The following is a 15,855-nucleotide window of genomic DNA, read 5'->3' as shown; positions in this document are numbered from 1 at the left end:
CGCCCTTACTTCTTGAGCGAACGCTTGGCGTCCTGCATCAGCGCGGTCATGCGCGACGGTTCGTTTTGCATCGGCAGTTTGGTCTTGCTCCACTCCACCACCGATTGCGGGTACAGCTTCACGCGCTTGTTGCCTGCGATCTCGGACAGCACGAACCAGTCGGTGGCGGCCCAGTGACCGGTATTGCAGAACGAGACGGCGTCCTTGTCCGCAAGGCCCGCCTGGCGCACGGCCTGCTGCAGCTCGTCGGCGCTCCTGAGCGTCTTGTCGTCGGCATTGAAGAAGGCCGCGTTATCCAGCGAGCGGGCGCCCGGCAAGGTGCCGTAACGGGCCGCAGCGTCAACCCGCTGCTCGCCCTTGAAGAAGGCGGCCGGGCGGGCGTCGACCAGCACCGGCGCCTTGCCTGCCTGGACCTCGGCGGCCAGCTCCTGCGTTTCGGCGATCATCGCCTTGTTGTAGTGATAGGTGAACGCGGTCGGGGCGATCTTGGGCGCCGCGGTGTCGAGCGCACCGCCGGCGGCCTTCCAGCCGAGCGTGCCGCCGTCGAGAATCGACAGGCGGGTCAGCCCGCCCACTTTCAGGGTCCAGTAGACGCGGGCGGCGGCGCCAAAGTCGGTGTGGTCATTGCCGGCATGGGCCACGATCACGCGCGTGTCGGCAGTGATGCCGGCCTGGCGCAGCAGTTCGGTCAGCCTGGTCTCGGCCGGCAGCGCACCGGCGTTGTCCGCGGGGCCGCGGTAGGCGGCATACGGCGTGTTGACGGCGCCGGGGATGTGGCCGGCGGCATAGTCCTTCGGTGCGCGAATGTCGAGCACCCGCACGTCGGCTTGCTCGATCAGCGGTTTGAGCTCGGCGGGCTTGACGACCGGGTTGTCGGCGGCCGGCGCGGCCGGCGCCGCGAACGCTGCGATGGGAACGGAAATGGCAATCGTGGCCGCCAGCACCGCCGGCAGCAGGCGTGATTTATTTAGCATCGGAAACGTCGAAGTGGTAGGCGCCCGGTCAAGGGCAAATGTGAACTACGAGACGAAACGATGATACTGCAATTTGCAACCGCTCGCTGAGGACGGTCGAAAACGGAAGGAAGGGGAAGAGGCGAGCCTGATCTGCGGCACTTGCGGTGAACGGCTTTGGCTGCTTCGTTCCCGACCTGACCAGGTAAACCATGCCGCAATGCGCAGGGGCCCGCCAAGTGCAATTATAACCGAGTGGTGGGGGTTAGGGAAATCTGGCTTCGATCAAGGGCCGGCGACCTCGACGTTGACGATGTGGCCGGCTCGGCATGGGTCCCGGCTTTCGCCGGGACGACGATATTTCATGCGCCGTCGTCCCGGCGAAAGCCGGGACCCATGCTGAATGTGCGCAGTCGAGCAGTATCTTAAATACCCAGCTGCTGCCAGATCTCGTCCACCCGCTGCCTGACCTCGGGCGCCATCACGATCGGCGTGCCCCACTCGCGGCTGGTTTCGCCTGGCCACTTGTTGGTGGCGTCGATGCCCATCTTCGAACCCAGCCCGCTCACCGGCGAGGCAAAGTCGAGGTAATCGATCGGCGTGTTGTCCACCATGACCGTGTCGCGGGTCGGATCGACGCGGGTGGTGATGGCCCAGATCACCTCCTTCCAGTCGCGCACGTTCACGTCCTCGTCCACCACCACAATGAACTTGGTATACATGAACTGGCGCAGGAAGCTCCAGACCCCGAACATCACGCGCTTGGCGTGGCCGGCGTACTGCTTCTTCATCTGCACCACCGCCATGCGGTAGCTGCAGCCTTCCGGCGGCAAATAGAAGTCGGTGATCTCGGGGAACTGCTTTTGCAGCAGCGGGATGAACACCTCGTTCAGCGCCACGCCCAGCACCGCCGGCTCGTCGGGCGGCTTGCCTGTATAAGTAGAGTGATAGATCGGGTCGCGCCGCATCGTGATGCGGTCGATCGTGAAGACCGGGAACCAGTCCTGCTCGTTGTAATAGCCGGTGTGGTCGCCGTACGGTCCCTCGAGCGCGTGCTCGAAGCCGCTCGGGTGGCCGGCGTCCGGGTAGATGTGCCCTTCCAGCACGATCTCGGCGGACGCGGGCACGCGCAGCTCACTGCCGATGGCCTTGGCCAGCACCGTGCGCTGCCCGCGCAGCAGGCCGGCGAACTGGTACTCCGACAGCGTGTCCGGCACCGGCGTCACCGCGCCCAGGATCGTGGCCGGGTCGGCGCCCAGCGCGACCGCCACCGGATACGGTTTGCCCGGATTGGCGATGCAGTGCTCGCGAAAATCGAGCGCGCCGCCGCGGTGCGCGAGCCAGCGCATGATCACCTTGTTCGGCCCCAGCACCTGCTGGCGGTAGATGCCCAGGTTCTGGCGCTTCTTGTTCGGGCCCTTGGTGATGACCAGGCCCCAGGTAATCAGCGGCGCCACGTCGCCCGGCCAGCAATGCTGGATCGGCAGGCGGCCAAGGTCCACGTCCTGCCCTTCCCACACGATCTCCTGGCAGGCGGGCGCGCGCACCTCCTTGGGCGACATGTCCCACACCGCCTTCACCAGTGAGCCCATGTCCATCACGTCCTTGAAGCCGCGTGGCGGCTCCGGCTCCTTCAGGCGCGCCAGCACGTGGCCGATCTTGCGCAGCTCGCCCACATCATCCGCACCCATGCCCAGCGCCACCCGGCGCGGCGTGCCGAACAGGTTGGCCAGCACCGGCATCGAGTAGCCCGTCGGCTGCTCGAACAGCAGGGCCGGCCCGGCCGCGCGCAGCGTGCGATCGCAGACCTCGGTCATCTCCAGCTTGGGCGATACCGGCACCTGGACCCGCTTTAATTCTCCATCTCGTTGCAGTTGGGAAATAAAATCCCGCAAATCGGCGTACTTCATCAAATTTTCGTTCTTTTTTGGTATGTATGGGGTTGATCAATTAACTACGCCAAGTGATTGATTTCTCAGCAGTTTGCTGCGTTGCGGCAAAGAAAGTAAGACTTAAAAGTAATAAAGCGCTTGCGTGCTAGGGTTGACGCGATATATGCGAGCTCATACAATCCACCCAACTTGATGAGGCAGGCTGCGGGACATCCGCGATTTTAGCCCGTCTCAGGCATTCACGGGGTGGGGGCCCCACATGACATTTTAAGGAGTGTTTTTCCCGAGGCGTCTGCCTCACTCCCCCCACTATGTTGTTTGGCACACTGGAGCGCACCCGCCGGGCAGGCACCAGCTGATAGCTACGCAATAACGGCGTTTTCGACCGCAGCAGCGGCGAACAACGATTTTCTGATGCACGGCAAAGTGACCAACGTAGCGCGTCAGCGCGCCACGCCAGGAAGCTTTTTGCCGCGACAAAGGGGAATACGATGATCAATCGTTTCATCGGACAGGGCGCAAGGCTCTTCCAAAACGCGGCCAGCCAGCCGATCACCGTTGGTTCGGTGCTCAAGGCCGCACGCGGTCTGCTGACCACCGCACAACATACGCTGACCGTGTTCGGTCTTTCCGCAGTGGCCGTATTGGCCGTGCTGTACACCCGTCCGGACCTCGCCAAGCGCGTGTCCGAGCTGCTCTACCCGCAACCGGCCGCCGCCGTCCAGGCCCCGGTGCACCCGCTGGCCGCCATGGTCGATCCGCACCACAACGAGGCGGTCGAGGCGCCGGCTGCCGACGACAAGCCGGCAGTACGCAACAAACAGCAGGAATTCGTCACCAGCTGGCTGTCGCGCCGCTACCGCGTGGCGGGCGACGCGGCCAACATGCTGGTCGCGACCACCTACCAGACCGCGCACGAGATCAAGATCGATCCGCTGCTGGTGCTGGCGGTGATGGCCATCGAATCGGGCCTGAACCCGTTCGCCGAGAGCCCGATGGGCGCCAAGGGCCTGATGCAGGTGATGGCCAAGGTCCACAACGACAAGTTCGAGGAAGTGGGCGGCGCGCAGGCCGCGCTCAACCCGGTGGCCAACATCCGTGTCGGCGCGCAGATCCTGAAGGACTACGTGAACCGCACCGGGTCGGTGGAAGCGGCGCTCAAGACCTACGTGGGCGCGGGCGCGGCCGACAGCGATTCCGGCTACGGCAACAAGGTGCTGGCCGAATACAAGCGCCTCAAGCAGGTCGCCACCGGCAAGAACGTGCCGATCAGCTTCCCGGCGCAGCCGACCGCGGTGGCCGAGAAGTCGGCGCCGCGCAAGCAGCAAGCCGCGCCGGTCGAGCAGCCGGCGGCGCAGGAGACGCTGGCCGGGCTGTAATCACGGGCAGACAAGCGCTCCACTCGCAAGGCAGCGAAGGGCTGAGTTCGGTCAGGACTCAGCCCTTTTTCAATTGAACCTGCCCTGCCGCTCCCCGATTCGTGCCATATTGGCAGCATGCGCTCATCCATCGATAACAAGAAATCCGGGGACAGGGACTTGAAGCTGTTGCGCCGCCTGCTGCGCGCCAGGGACCGCATGGACGCCGCGCCGCACGAGGACTGGCCGGTGTCGCGGCTGGCGCGCGTCAGCGGCGCGTCCGAAGCCTACTTCGCCCGCGCGTTTCGCGACGCGTTCGGCCTGCCGCCCCACCGCTACCTGCTGGCACGGCGGGTCGAACGCGCGAAAGCGCTGCTGCGCGACACTGACCTGCCGATCATCGACATCGCCTTGCAGACCGGCTGGAACAGCCTTGGCACGTTTGGCCGGACCTTCCGCGACGTGACCGGCGAAAGTCCCAGCGCGCTCCGGCGGCAAATGCGGCAAGCGCCGGGCGATCTCGACCAGGTTCCCCATTGCTTCGTCAGCGCCGCCCACCGGCCCCATCTCACAATGGCAGTTTCGGAGAAGCGGCGGCGGACCAAAGCCGATACGCTGGAGCTTTCAAATGGAGGAACATAAATGAAAAATGGTATTCAGGTTGCCGGCATCTATGTCCATGACCAGGACGAGGCGCTCCAGTTCTATGTCGAACGGCTCGGATTTCGCGTGCACACCGATGCCCGCAACGGCGATTATCGCTGGCTGACGGTCCAGCACCCCGACCAGCCCGGCTTGCAGCTGGGCCTGTTCCGGCCCCAGGCACCGATGGTCGATGACAAGACCGCGCAAGCCCTGAACGAGGCGGTCGCCAAAGGCGCCATGCCGCCGCTGGTGCTGGTGGTCGAAGATTGCCGGGCCGCGTATGAAGTGATGCACAAGCGCGGCGTCGAATTCACGCAGGAGCCGGTCGAGCGCTACGGATCGGTCGATGCGAGCTTTCGCGATCCCTCGGGCAATGGCTGGAAGCTCGTCCAGGCGCGTTGAGGCTGGTTGCACCAGGTTCTCATCTTCCAAAACGGAGGCACCCTGGCCGCTGTGTCACTCGTTATCGGCCAAACAAGCAGCGATAGGAAAGACCGCCGCGGCGAACCGGGGCGGTCTTTCTATTGATGGACGGCTTCAGTCAGGCCGGCGCTGACCGCGCCTCAACCCCACGAGGCCGACCGCGATGCCGAGCACAGCGAGACTGACCGCCGCTCCCACGATCCCGATCCACCCCGCGCGCGGATAAATGTATGCCGCCAGCCATGAGCCACCGGCCCCTCCGAGGAAATAGCAGGTCATGTATCCCGCATTGAGGCGATTGCGAGCTTGCGGTCGCAGCGCGTAGATCGCGTTCTGGTTGCTGACGTGGACCAGTTGCACGGCCAGATCGAGCAACAACACCCCGGCCAACAGTGCAGCCAGCGACGCCTGGGCAAATCCGAGGGGCAGCCAGCAGATCAACAGGCCCAGCAGGCCCAGCCAGGTCGCCGTGGTGCCCCGCCCCTGATCGGCCAAGCGGCCCGCTCCCGTGGCTGCCAGCGCCCCTGCGGCGCCGGCCAATCCGAACAAACCAATGACTGCATCCGAGTAGCCATAGGGTGGCGCGGCCAGCAGGAAGGCCAGCGGCGTCCAGAACAGGCTGAACAGCGCAAACGAGATCATGCCGAGCACGGCACGCACGCGCAGTACGGCTTCGTCGGCGAACAGTTGGATCACCGAGCGCAGCAATTCCCCGTACCCCACACCGGCGTCGGCCTGATAGCGGGGCAATGAACGCCTCAGCGCCAGGGCGCAGACCGCCATCGAAACGGCCGCAACCACATACACTGCTCGCCAGTGCATCAGGGAAGAAAGCGTACCCGCCACGGTTCGGGCGAGCAGGATACCGAGCAGCAGGCCGCTCATCACCGTACCGACTGCGCGCCCACGTTGTTCCGGCACGGCCAGCGTTGCTGCGAAAGGCACCAACACCTGCGCGACGACCGAACAGAATCCGGTGATGGCCGTGCCCACCAGCAGCAGCGGCAAGGTAGGTGCCGCTGCGCTGAGCGCCAGGCCGAGGCCCGCCAGCAGCATCAGGGCCACGATCAGGCTTCTGCGTTCGCGCAAATCCGCAACAGGCACCAGCAGAAATAGCCCCGCGCCATAGCTCAGTTGCGCTGTCGTCACGATACCGGCTGCCGCTGTTTGGGAAGTCCTGAACTCCGCCGCGATAGTAGGCAGCAACGGCTGGGCGTAGTAGTTACCTGCGACGGCTATTCCCGTGGCCGCGGCCATCAGCCACAGCAGGGGCGTGGAAAGAGATTGAACATGTCTGAGATGTGAAGTGGTGTTCATGGAGTGGAAATCCAGGGTTGTTTGACGCACAGTTTCTCTTCATCAGATAAATGAGTCCAATGTATTGTTATCATTCCAAGAATCTTCTTTTGAGATAGATGATGAACCTCAGACAGATCGAATTTGTGCTGGCGGTCGCAGAAGAGTCCAGTTTCACGCGCGCTGCTCGCCGGTGCCACACGGTGCAATCGGCCTTGAGCCATCAAGTGGCGCGGCTCGAAGATGAACTTGGCGCCCCGCTGTTCGAGCGCACTTCGCGCCGCGTACGCCTGACGCTGGCGGGAGAAGCCTTCGTACGGCAAGCGCATGCCGCGCTGGAGGCAGCGCGCCGCATACCGGAAGAAGTCGCGGCAGTCACCGGACAGGTCAGAGGTCAGATTACGATCGGCGCGATCAGCGCGCTCGGCAACATCGACATCGTGGCGCTGATCGCGCAGTTCCATGCGCGCTACCCCCAGGTTGACGTCCGACTGAGCCAGAGCGGCAGCGAAGAGTTGCTGGAGCGGCTGCGCCAAGGCCGCCTGGATGTCGCGCTCGTCGGCTTGTGGCAGGGAGAAAAGGTCGAGGGAGTAGAACACCTTCGGATCGCGCAGGAGAAACTGGTCGCGCTTCTGCCAAGGGAACATTCGTTAGCGTCTCGCAAGCGGCTCACGCTCGAACGGTTGGCAACGCTGCCGCTGGTGGACTATCCAAAGGACAGCAGTGCCCGCCGCCAGACAGACAAGGCATTTGCCGCTGCTGGCGTCGCGCACCAGATCCGTTTCGAGGTCAACCATCTGAATCTGATCGAGCAGTTCGTCGCGCGTGGCTTGGCCGCCAGTCTGGTGCCAGAATCCGTCGTGAGAAATCTGCCCGGCGTCGTGCCGGTGGCTTTGCAGGACGCTCCAGCGCGTGTCCTCTACGTGGCCTGGCCGAAATTTCCATCGCCCGCAGCGAGTGCATTCCTCGCGCTGTTGCGCGAACAACTGGACGCCATCGCCAGCAGATAGAATTAAAAAAGCCGCCGCGGCGAACCGGGGCGGCTTTTCAATGAGAAGCGAGGTCGATCAGCGGCGACCGTCCGCCGCCACCTCGTCCGGGCGCAGCTTGCCGGCCAGGCGGTCCAGCACGCCGTTGACGTACTTGTGCCCTTCCGACCCGCCGAACGACTTGGTCAGCTCGACCGCCTCGTTGATCACGACCCGGTACGGGATCTCGATCTTGTTCTTCAGCTCCCAGGCGCCCAGCAGCAGCACCGCGTGCTCGATCGGCGACAGCTCGCCCAGCGGCCGGTCCAGGGTCGGCGCCAGCACTTCGCGCAGCTCCACCGACTGGGCGATCGCGCCGTTCAGCAGTTCGGTGAAGTACTCGCCGTCGGCCTTGTCGAAGCCGTGCGCGCCGCGGATGTTGTTGACCACGGTCGACGCCGGCTCGTTGTTCAGCAGCCATTGGTACAGCCCCTGCAGCGCGAACTCGCGCGCGCGGTGGCGCGGCGTGCGGTTCTTGTTGGGGTTGGCGTGAATGTTTTTCTCAGTCATCTTTCTGAACCTCTGAATCAGTCTTCCTCGACCTGCAGCTCTTCGAGCGCGATCAACAGGTTGGCCATCTCGACGGCCACCTTGGCGGCGTCGGTGCCCTTCTCCGCCATGCGCGCCTCGGCCTGCTCGTCGTTCTCGGTGGTCAGCACGGCGTTGGCGATCGGCATGCCGTAGTCCAGGCCGATGCGGGTGATGCCCGCGCCCGACTCGTTGGACACCAGCTCGAAGTGGTAGGTCTCGCCGCGGATCACCGCGCCCAGCGCGATCAGCGCGTCGAACTGCTGGGTCTGGGCCATCTGCTGCAGCGCCAGCGGGATTTCGAGCGCGCCCGGCACGGTCACGTGCAGGATGTCTTCGTCCGCCACGCCCAAGCGCTTCAGTTCGGCCAGGCACGAGGACAGCAGGCCATGCCCGACGTCGGCATTGAAACGCGCCTGCACGATACCGATGCGCAGGCCCGCGCCGTCAAAATTGCTTTCATAAGTTCCTACCGTCATGGCTGCCCTCTTCTTTTTAAAATATAAATAGTATGCGTTAATCGTTTCACGCCGCGTTCGGCAGCGGCAGGTAGCCGGTCACCTCGAGGTCGAAGCCGGTCATCGACGGCATCTTGCGCGGGTTGGCCAGGAGCTTCATCTTGCGCACGCCCAGGTCGCGCAGGATCTGGGCGCCGATGCCGTAGGTGCGCAGGTCCATCGTCGCCGCGCGGCCAACCGGGCGCACGCCCTTCGAGTCGAGCGTGGTGAACTGGGCGAACAGCTGCTCGGCCGTTTCGCCGCAGTTGAGCAGCACCAGCACGCCGCTCTCGGCCTGCTGCACCGCCTGCATCGCCGCCGACAGGTTCCACGAGTGGGTGGTCGCGTGCGTTTCCAGCACGTCCAGAATCGACACCGGCTGGTGCACCCGCACCAGCGACTCGCGCTCGCCCGACACCTCGCCGTGCACCAGCGCCAGGTGCGCCGCGCCGCTCGGGGTGTCGCGGTAGGCCACCAGGCGGAAGTCGCCGCAGGCGGTGGACAGCGTGCGCTCGGCCAGACGCTCGACCAGACACTCGTGCTGGCTGCGGTAGTGGATCAGGTCGGCGATGGTGCCGATCTTCAGGTTGTGCTCCTTGGCGAACTCGATCAGGTCCGGCAGGCGCGCCATGGTGCCGTCTTCCTTGATGATCTCGCAGATCACCGACGCCGGGGTCAGGCCCGCCATCTCGGTCAGGTCGCAGCCGGCCTCGGTGTGCCCGGCGCGCATCAGCACGCCGCCCTTCTGGGCCTTGAGCGGGAAGATGTGGCCCGGCTGGACCACGTCGTCGGGGCGGGCGTTCTTGGCCACTGCCGCCTGCACGGTGCGCGCGCGGTCGGCCGCCGAGATGCCGGTGGTGACGCCCTCGGCCGCCTCGATCGAGACCGTGAAATTGGTGCCGAACGAGGTGCCGTTCTTGGCCGTCATCATCGGCAGGGCGAGCTGTTCGCAGCGCTCTTCGGTCAGGGTCAGGCACACCAGGCCGCGCGCGTGGCGGATCATGAAATTGATCGCCTCGGGCGTGACGAAGTCGGCCGCCAGCACCAGATCGCCCTCGTTTTCGCGGTCTTCTTCATCTACGAGAATGACCATGCGGCCTGCGCGCAATTCGGCAACGATTTCCTGGGTGGTGGAGATAGACATACTGGATTCCTGATCAAAGCCCAACTGGCGAAATACGCTATTTTAAAGGATTTGCCGCCTCCCGGCCCGGCCATTGGGCGGTCGCAGCCGGCACATTGCCGCGCCGGTCCCGGCCATCCCTGTCACGTTGTCATTCCACAACATCAATTCGCCCATTCAACAGTCAACTGTCAATCATTTCGATGTAACATTCGACAATGCAAGAAGCCCAGGCTGCCTGCAAGCTATGATTGAACTGGACACGCGCCCGCCAGGCTGCCGGCGGCGCAAGAAGGAGGCAATATGCGCTCACCACGTATCGCCATCGTGGGGCCGGCAGCGCCCGACGAAAGGAAAGGCTGATGGCCACCGTCCTCGTGGTCGACGACCGCCCCGGCAATCGCGAGTACCTTGTGGCCCTGCTGGGCTTTGCCGGCCACCGCACCTTGCAGGCGGCGGACGGCGCCCAGGCGCTGGCCTGCGCGCGAGCGCAGCGTCCCGACCTTGTCATCACCGACATCCTGATGCCCGGCATGGACGGCCACGCCTTCGTGCAGCGCCTGCGCGCCGACCCGCTGGTCGCCGGCACCCGGGTCATCTTCTACTCCGCCGTGTACACCGAAGAGGAGACGGCGCAGATCGCCAGCAGCTGCGGGGTGACGACCGTGCTGTCCAAGCCGGCCGAGCCGCAGGCGATCTTCGACGCGATCGACGCCGAGCTGGGGCTGGGCGACGCCGCGAGCGAGCTATCGGTGGCCGCGCCGCCGGCCCGGCGCGACCCGGCGCAGCCGCCGCACCCGCTCGAGCAGCGCCTGGCCGCGCTGGAGGCCTTGTGCCTGCGCATGGCACGCGAACGGCGGCCGGAAACGCTGGCAGAGACCTTCGTCGATGCGCTGGCCACGCTGCTGGACGCCGACGAGCTGGCCCTGTGCCTGCTGGACGCGGACGGCACCCAGGTGCGCCACTTGCATGCGCACGGCATTGCGGCCGAACTGCTGCTGGACGTTGCGGCCGATCCCGGCCGCTTGCCCGGCGCACTGGCACAGGCCGATACCCCGCTGCGTGAACCGGGCGGCGCGGCCGTGCCGCCGCCGGGGCGCGCGCACCCCGGCCCCTTCCTCGGCCTGCCGGTGCACGACGCGCGCCGCCGCCACGGCTGGGTGTATGCCACCCGCCGCGCCGGCGCCGCCCCCTTTTGCGAAGAAGACGAGATCATTGCGGTGATGGTCGCCGCCCACCTGGCAGTGGCCTATGACAACCTGAACCTGTACCAGCTGGTGCAGGGCCAGGTCTTGCAGCTGCAGCGCGAAGCGGACGCGCGCGAGCGCGCCGACGCCGCGCTGCGCGAGAGCGAACACCGGCTGGTGCTCGCGCGCCAGGTGTTCGACAGCACGGCCGAGAGCATCATGATGACCAACGCCGACGCCAACATCGTCGCCGCCAACCCGGCCTTCGAGCGCATCACCGGCTACAGCGAGGCCGAGGTCCTCGGCCACAACCCGCGCCTCTTGCGCTCCGGCCGGCACGACCACGCGTTCTACCGCGAGATGTGGCAGGCGCTGTCCGAACAAGGCCAGTGGCGCGGCGAGATCTGGAACCGCCGCAAGAACGGCGAGATCTACCCGGAGCTGATCAGCATCAGCGCCGTGCGCGGCGCCTCCGGCAGCGTCAACGCCTACGTCTCGGTATCGACCGACCTGTCGGCGCTGAAGGCGGCGCACCACCAGGTGGACTACCTGGCCAACCACGACACGCTGACCGGCCTGGCCAACCGCGCGCTGCTGTTCGAGCGCATGGAACCGGCACTGGCCAGCGCGCGCCGCGACGGCGGGCAGCTGGCGCTGATGATGTTCAACCTCGACCGCCTGCAGCGCATCAACGACAGCCTGGGCCAGGCCGGCGGGGACGCGGCGCTGCGCGAAGTGGGCCGCCGCACCGCCGCGCTGGCCGGCGAGGACAACATCGCGGCGCGCCTGGGCAGCGACGATTTCGTGCTGATGCTGGCGCGCTGCGCCGGCACCGAGGATGCGATAACGTGCGCGCGCAAGCTGCTGGACACGATCGCGCGGCCGATTCGGGTGGACAGCCATGACGTGGTGCTCACCGCCAGCATCGGCATCGGCATGTACCCGCGCGACGGCGATACCGCGGGCGACCTGCTCAAGGCCGCGGACGCGGCGCTCACCAACATGAAGGCCTCGGGCAGCAACGACTTCCGCTTCTTCCAGCGCGACATGAACGCGCAGGCACTGCAGCTGCTGGCGCTGGAATCGCGGCTGCGCCGTGCGCTCGAACGCGGCGAACTGGCGCTGCACTACCAGCCGGTGGTCTGCAGCGAACGGGGCCACATCGTCGGCATGGAGGCGCTGCTGCGCTGGCACAGTCCCGAGCTCGGCCTGGTACCGCCGTGCGACTTCATCCCGCTGGCCGAAGAGACGGGCCTGATCGTCCCGGTCGGGAACTGGGTGATCCGTGAAGCCTGCCGCCAGAACAAGGCCTGGCAGGACGCCGGGCTGGCGCCGGTGCGGGTTGCGGTCAACGTGTCTGCCCACCAGGTCCGCTCCGGCAAGCTGCCGTCCGTGGTGCGCGCGGCGCTGGCCGAGACCGGTCTTGCGCCGTCCTGGCTCGAAGTGGAGCTGACCGAGACCGTGATGATGGGCGACAGCGGCGCGGCCGAGGCCCAGCTGGCCGAGCTGCGCGCCATCGGCGTGACGGTGGCACTGGACGACTTCGGCACCGGCTACTCGTCGCTCGGCTACCTGTCGCGCTTCTCGCTGGACAAGCTGAAGATCGACCAGTCGTTCGTGCGCGACATCACCGGCTGCGCGCGCAGCGCCGCGATCGCGCAGGCCACGGTGGCGCTGGCGCGCGGCCTGTCACTGGCGGTGGTGGCCGAAGGCGTCGAGACCGGCGCGCAGCGCGATTACCTGCGCGCGATCGGCTGCCATGCGCTGCAGGGCTACCTGTACAGCCGCCCGGTGCCGCCCGAGCAGATGGCGCAGCTACTGAGACAGGCCAAGCTGCCGCACAACGGTGCGGGCTAACTGCTGAGCCGGGGGTAGAATCGGTATCCAGACCGATACCGAAGAATCACCCGATGACCAACAACTTCATTCCCCGCGCCTGCCTGGCCACCCTGCTCTGCGCCGTGGCGCTTGGCGTGGGCGCTGCCCCGGACCCCGACGCGCCGATCCCGGTCGGCCCGCAGGTCAAGGTGGGCAAGCTTGCCAACGGCCTGACCTACTACATCATGCGCAACGCGCGGCCCGAGCACAAGCTCGAGCTGCGCCTGGTGGTCAAGGCCGGCTCGGTGCTGGAAGATGACGACCAGCAGGGCCTGGCGCACTTCACCGAGCACATGGCGTTCAACGGCACCACCCACTTCAAGCGCAACCAGCTGTTCTCCTACCTCGAATCGATCGGGGTCAAGAACGGCGCCGACCTGAACGCCTACACCTCGTTCGACGAAACGGTGTACATGCTGCCCATTCCCACCGACCGCAAGGAGAACGTGGACAAGGGCTTCCAGGTGCTGGAGGACTGGGCCCATGGCCTGACCTTCGACGAGGCGGACATCGACAAGGAGCGCGGCATCATCCTGGAAGAGCTGCGCCTGCACAAGGGCGCGGGCGACCGTATCGGCAAAGTCACCATGCCCCGAATCTTCAACGGCTCGCGCTACGCCGAGCGGCTCCCGATCGGCAAGGAAGAGACGCTGCGCAGCTTCAAGCCGGACGCGCTGCGCCGCTTCTACCGCGACTGGTACCGCCCCAACCTGATGGCGGTGGTGGTGGTCGGCGACATCGAGCCCCAGGAAGCCGAGCGGCTGGTCAGGGCGCATTTCGCCGGACTGACCAACCCGCCCAGGGAGCGGCCGCGCCAGTACGCGACCGTTCCGCAGCGGCAGGCGACCGAGGCGCTGGTGGTCACCGACAAGGAAGCCGGCGGCAATTCGCTGCTGATCCGCTACCCGGTGCAGCCGGTGCGCGACCGCGAGACCTGGCGCGGCTACCGCGAAACGCTGGTGCGCAGCCTGTTCGAGGGCATGCTGGGCCAGCGCCTGCGCGAACTGTCGCAGCTGCCGGAGCCGCCGTTCATGGCGGGCGGCAGCGGCGTCTCCAAGCTCACCCCGCGCTACGAATCGTACATCGTGCGCGCCGCCCTCGGCCCGCGCGGCGCCACGCCTGCCATCGACGCGCTGGTGCAGGAAAACGAGCGCGCCCGCAAGTACGGTTTTTCCAGCGCCGAGCTGGAACGGGTCAAGAAGAACCTGCTGCGCAACTTCGACCAGGCCTACCTGGAGCGCGACAAGACCGATTCGGCGACCTACGTGGCCGAATACACGCGCAACTTTCTCGAGGGCGAGTCGCTGCCAGGCATCGAGGCCGAGTACAGGATGATGCACGAGCTTATCCCCGGCATCACGCTCGCCGACGTCAACGCCTACGCGCGCCGCACCATCCCCGCCAACTCGGCCAAGCTGGTGATTTACACGGGCGTGGAGCGTGCCGGCGACAAGGCGCCGCTGGGGCAGGAGCTGCTGGCTGCGGTGGCTGCGGCCGAAAAGGCGCAGGTCAAGGCGCACGACGAAAAGGAGGTCGCGGCCAGGCTGATGGACAAGCCGCCGCAGCCCGGCAGCATCGTGGCCGAAAGCCAGGACAAGGCGCTGGGCCTGACCACCCTGCTGCTGTCGAACGGGGTGAAGGTCGTGCTCAAGCCGACCGACTTCAACAACGACCAGGTCTTGATGAGCGCAACGCGTTTCGGCGGCCAGGGACTGTTCGACGACAAGGACGTGCTCAACGCGCGCTTTGCCAACGCGATCGTCGAAAGCATGGGCATCAAGGACCTGGCGCCGCTGGACGTGAACAAGGTCCTGGCCGGCAAGGCCGCGACCTTGCGCACCAGCCTGGGCACCTACACCGACAACCTGGCCGGCGCGGCCGGCGCATCCGACATCGACACCCTGCTGCAGATGGTGTGGCTGCGCTTTGACGGCGTGCGCCGCGACGAGCAGCTGTACAAATCCTTCATCGGCAAGCAGGTCGAGTTTGCGCGCAACCGGATGGGCCAGCCATCGGCCCTGTTCGGCGACACGGTGCAGTCGACCCTGTACGGCGACCACCCGCGCGCGCCGCGCGCGCTGCATCCCGATGAGTTCGCGCAGATCAGCCTGGACCGCAGCATCGCGATCTACCGCCAGCGCTTTTCGAGCGCCAGGGACATGACCTTCTTCCTGGTCGGCAGCTTTGATCTCGAACACATCAAGCCGCTGGTGGCCACCTACCTCGCCAGCCTGCCCACGCCGGACCTGCCGGTAACGTGGCGCGACCATGGCCTGCGGCCGGTCAGCGGCGTCATCAAGCGCGAGGTGCACAGCGGCGCGGAAGACCGCAGCACGGTCTCGCTCCACTTCACCGGCCCGGCCGATTTTTCCGCCGGTGAGGAACTACGCCTGTCGGCGCTGATGGAGGTGATGAACCTGCGCGTGTTCGACGTGCTGCGCCAGCAGCTTGGCCTGATCTACGGCGGCGGCATGCAGGGCTCGATGACGCCGATCCCCTACGGCCACTACTCGATCACCGCGACCCTGCCGACCGGGCCGCAGAACGTGGACAAGGTGCTGGCGGCGACCTTTGCCGAAATCGAGAAGCTCAAGCGCGACGGCCCGGACCCGGCCGATCTGGAGAAGGTGAAGCTGAACTGGACGCAGAGCTACCGCAAGTCGCTGCGCGAGAACGGCTTCTGGCTGGCGATGCTGCAAACCTCGCTGACCGAAGGAACCGACCCGCACGAGGTGCTGGCCCTGGAAAACCGCGTCGCCACGCTGAGCGTGGCGGACGTGAAGGCGGCGGCGCAGCGCTACTTCAACACGAAGAACTACGTGCAGGTGGTGCTGTATCCGGAGAAGGATATGAGCAAGGTGGCGGCAGCCGCGCCGGCGGCGAAAGCGAATTAGATCGGTTCGTTCTCAGGTTGCGTCTGTCCGCACCACTTCGGCACCCGCCACTCCCTTGCCCCCGTCGTCCCCGCGAAGGCGGGGCCCCATGCTGAGTTTGCCAATACGCAGCCGTTGCCACTCCAGCGAGCTATGTATGGGTCCCCGCCTTCG

Annotated in this window: 12 protein-coding genes and 1 other RNA gene; 6 read left to right on the top strand and 7 right to left on the bottom strand. The window is 66.0% G+C overall.

Going from position 1 to position 15,855, the window contains the following annotated elements:
• Nucleotides 1-5: 5 nt before the first annotated feature.
• The 3 genes from NX773_RS11790 to ubiD all read right to left on the bottom strand — a co-directional run bounded on the left by NX773_RS11790 (nt 6) and on the right by ubiD (nt 2,863).
• A complete protein-coding gene (locus NX773_RS11790; RefSeq protein ID WP_258856510.1) occupies nt 6-974 on the bottom strand; it encodes a sulfurtransferase in 969 nt (322 codons plus the stop codon).
• Between the two features lie 117 nt (nt 975-1,091).
• Nucleotides 1,092-1,190, bottom strand: an RNA gene (gene ffs, locus NX773_RS11785) — signal recognition particle sRNA small type.
• A gap of 188 nt (nt 1,191-1,378) precedes the next feature.
• Nucleotides 1,379-2,863 (bottom strand): 4-hydroxy-3-polyprenylbenzoate decarboxylase, encoded by a 1,485-nt coding sequence (gene ubiD, locus NX773_RS11780; protein ID WP_258856509.1) that lies wholly within the window; start codon nt 2,861-2,863, stop codon nt 1,379-1,381.
• Between the two features lie 473 nt (nt 2,864-3,336).
• Here ubiD and NX773_RS11775 point away from each other — a divergent pair, with 473 nt between their 5' ends.
• The 3 genes from NX773_RS11775 (at nt 3,337) to NX773_RS11765 (ending at nt 5,250) form a co-directional block, all read left to right on the top strand.
• Nucleotides 3,337-4,224, top strand: coding sequence for a transglycosylase SLT domain-containing protein (locus NX773_RS11775; RefSeq protein WP_258856508.1), 888 nt, complete (start codon nt 3,337-3,339; stop codon nt 4,222-4,224).
• A gap of 117 nt (nt 4,225-4,341) precedes the next feature.
• Entirely contained in the window at nt 4,342-4,845 is a 504-nt protein-coding gene (locus NX773_RS11770) for a helix-turn-helix transcriptional regulator (protein ID WP_258856507.1), read from the top strand.
• On the top strand, nt 4,846-5,250 hold the full coding sequence (locus NX773_RS11765) for a VOC family protein (protein ID WP_258856506.1): 405 nt from the start codon (nt 4,846-4,848) through the stop codon (nt 5,248-5,250). It begins immediately after the preceding gene.
• 135 nt (nt 5,251-5,385) lie between these two features.
• Here the strand turns inward: NX773_RS11765 and NX773_RS11760 are convergent, their stop codons facing one another.
• Nucleotides 5,386-6,588, bottom strand: a complete 1,203-nt coding sequence (locus NX773_RS11760) for an MFS transporter (RefSeq protein WP_258856505.1) — start codon at nt 6,586-6,588, stop codon at nt 5,386-5,388.
• Nucleotides 6,589-6,686: 98 nt separating this feature from the next.
• On the opposite strand from NX773_RS11760, the gene NX773_RS11755 reads away from it, so the two are divergent.
• Nucleotides 6,687-7,577 (top strand): LysR family transcriptional regulator, encoded by an 891-nt coding sequence (locus NX773_RS11755; protein ID WP_258856504.1) that lies wholly within the window; start codon nt 6,687-6,689, stop codon nt 7,575-7,577.
• A 57-nt stretch (nt 7,578-7,634) separates the two neighbouring features.
• On the opposite strand, the gene nusB is transcribed toward NX773_RS11755, so the two are convergent.
• From nusB to ribBA, 3 genes are read right to left on the bottom strand one after another with little or no spacing between them, the layout of a single operon-like run.
• The gene (gene nusB, locus NX773_RS11750) at nt 7,635-8,105 is read right to left on the bottom strand and encodes a transcription antitermination factor NusB (RefSeq protein ID WP_258856503.1); all 471 of its coding nucleotides are present in this window, start codon (nt 8,103-8,105) and stop codon (nt 7,635-7,637) included.
• A gap of 17 nt (nt 8,106-8,122) precedes the next feature.
• Nucleotides 8,123-8,602, bottom strand: a complete 480-nt coding sequence (gene ribH, locus NX773_RS11745; RefSeq protein ID WP_258822125.1) for a 6,7-dimethyl-8-ribityllumazine synthase — start codon at nt 8,600-8,602, stop codon at nt 8,123-8,125.
• A 46-nt stretch (nt 8,603-8,648) separates the two neighbouring features.
• Nucleotides 8,649-9,764, bottom strand: a complete 1,116-nt coding sequence (gene ribBA, locus NX773_RS11740) for a bifunctional 3,4-dihydroxy-2-butanone-4-phosphate synthase/GTP cyclohydrolase II (protein ID WP_258856502.1) — start codon at nt 9,762-9,764, stop codon at nt 8,649-8,651.
• Nucleotides 9,765-10,105: 341 nt separating this feature from the next.
• On the opposite strand from ribBA, the gene NX773_RS11735 reads away from it, so the two are divergent.
• Both NX773_RS11735 and NX773_RS11730 read left to right on the top strand, forming a co-directional pair.
• Nucleotides 10,106-12,787, top strand: coding sequence for a two-component system response regulator (locus NX773_RS11735; RefSeq protein ID WP_258856501.1), 2,682 nt, complete (start codon nt 10,106-10,108; stop codon nt 12,785-12,787).
• A gap of 53 nt (nt 12,788-12,840) precedes the next feature.
• Nucleotides 12,841-15,702 (top strand): M16 family metallopeptidase, encoded by a 2,862-nt coding sequence (locus NX773_RS11730; RefSeq protein WP_258856500.1) that lies wholly within the window; start codon nt 12,841-12,843, stop codon nt 15,700-15,702.
• The last annotated feature ends 153 nt before the right edge of the window (nt 15,703-15,855 follow it).

The sequence above is a fragment of the Massilia solisilvae genome (genome assembly GCF_024753215.1).
Taxonomy (GTDB): domain Bacteria; phylum Pseudomonadota; class Gammaproteobacteria; order Burkholderiales; family Burkholderiaceae_D; genus Telluria; species Telluria solisilvae.
Note: the sequence above shows the minus strand (reverse complement) of the source record. Positions and strands in the feature narration are given on the sequence as shown.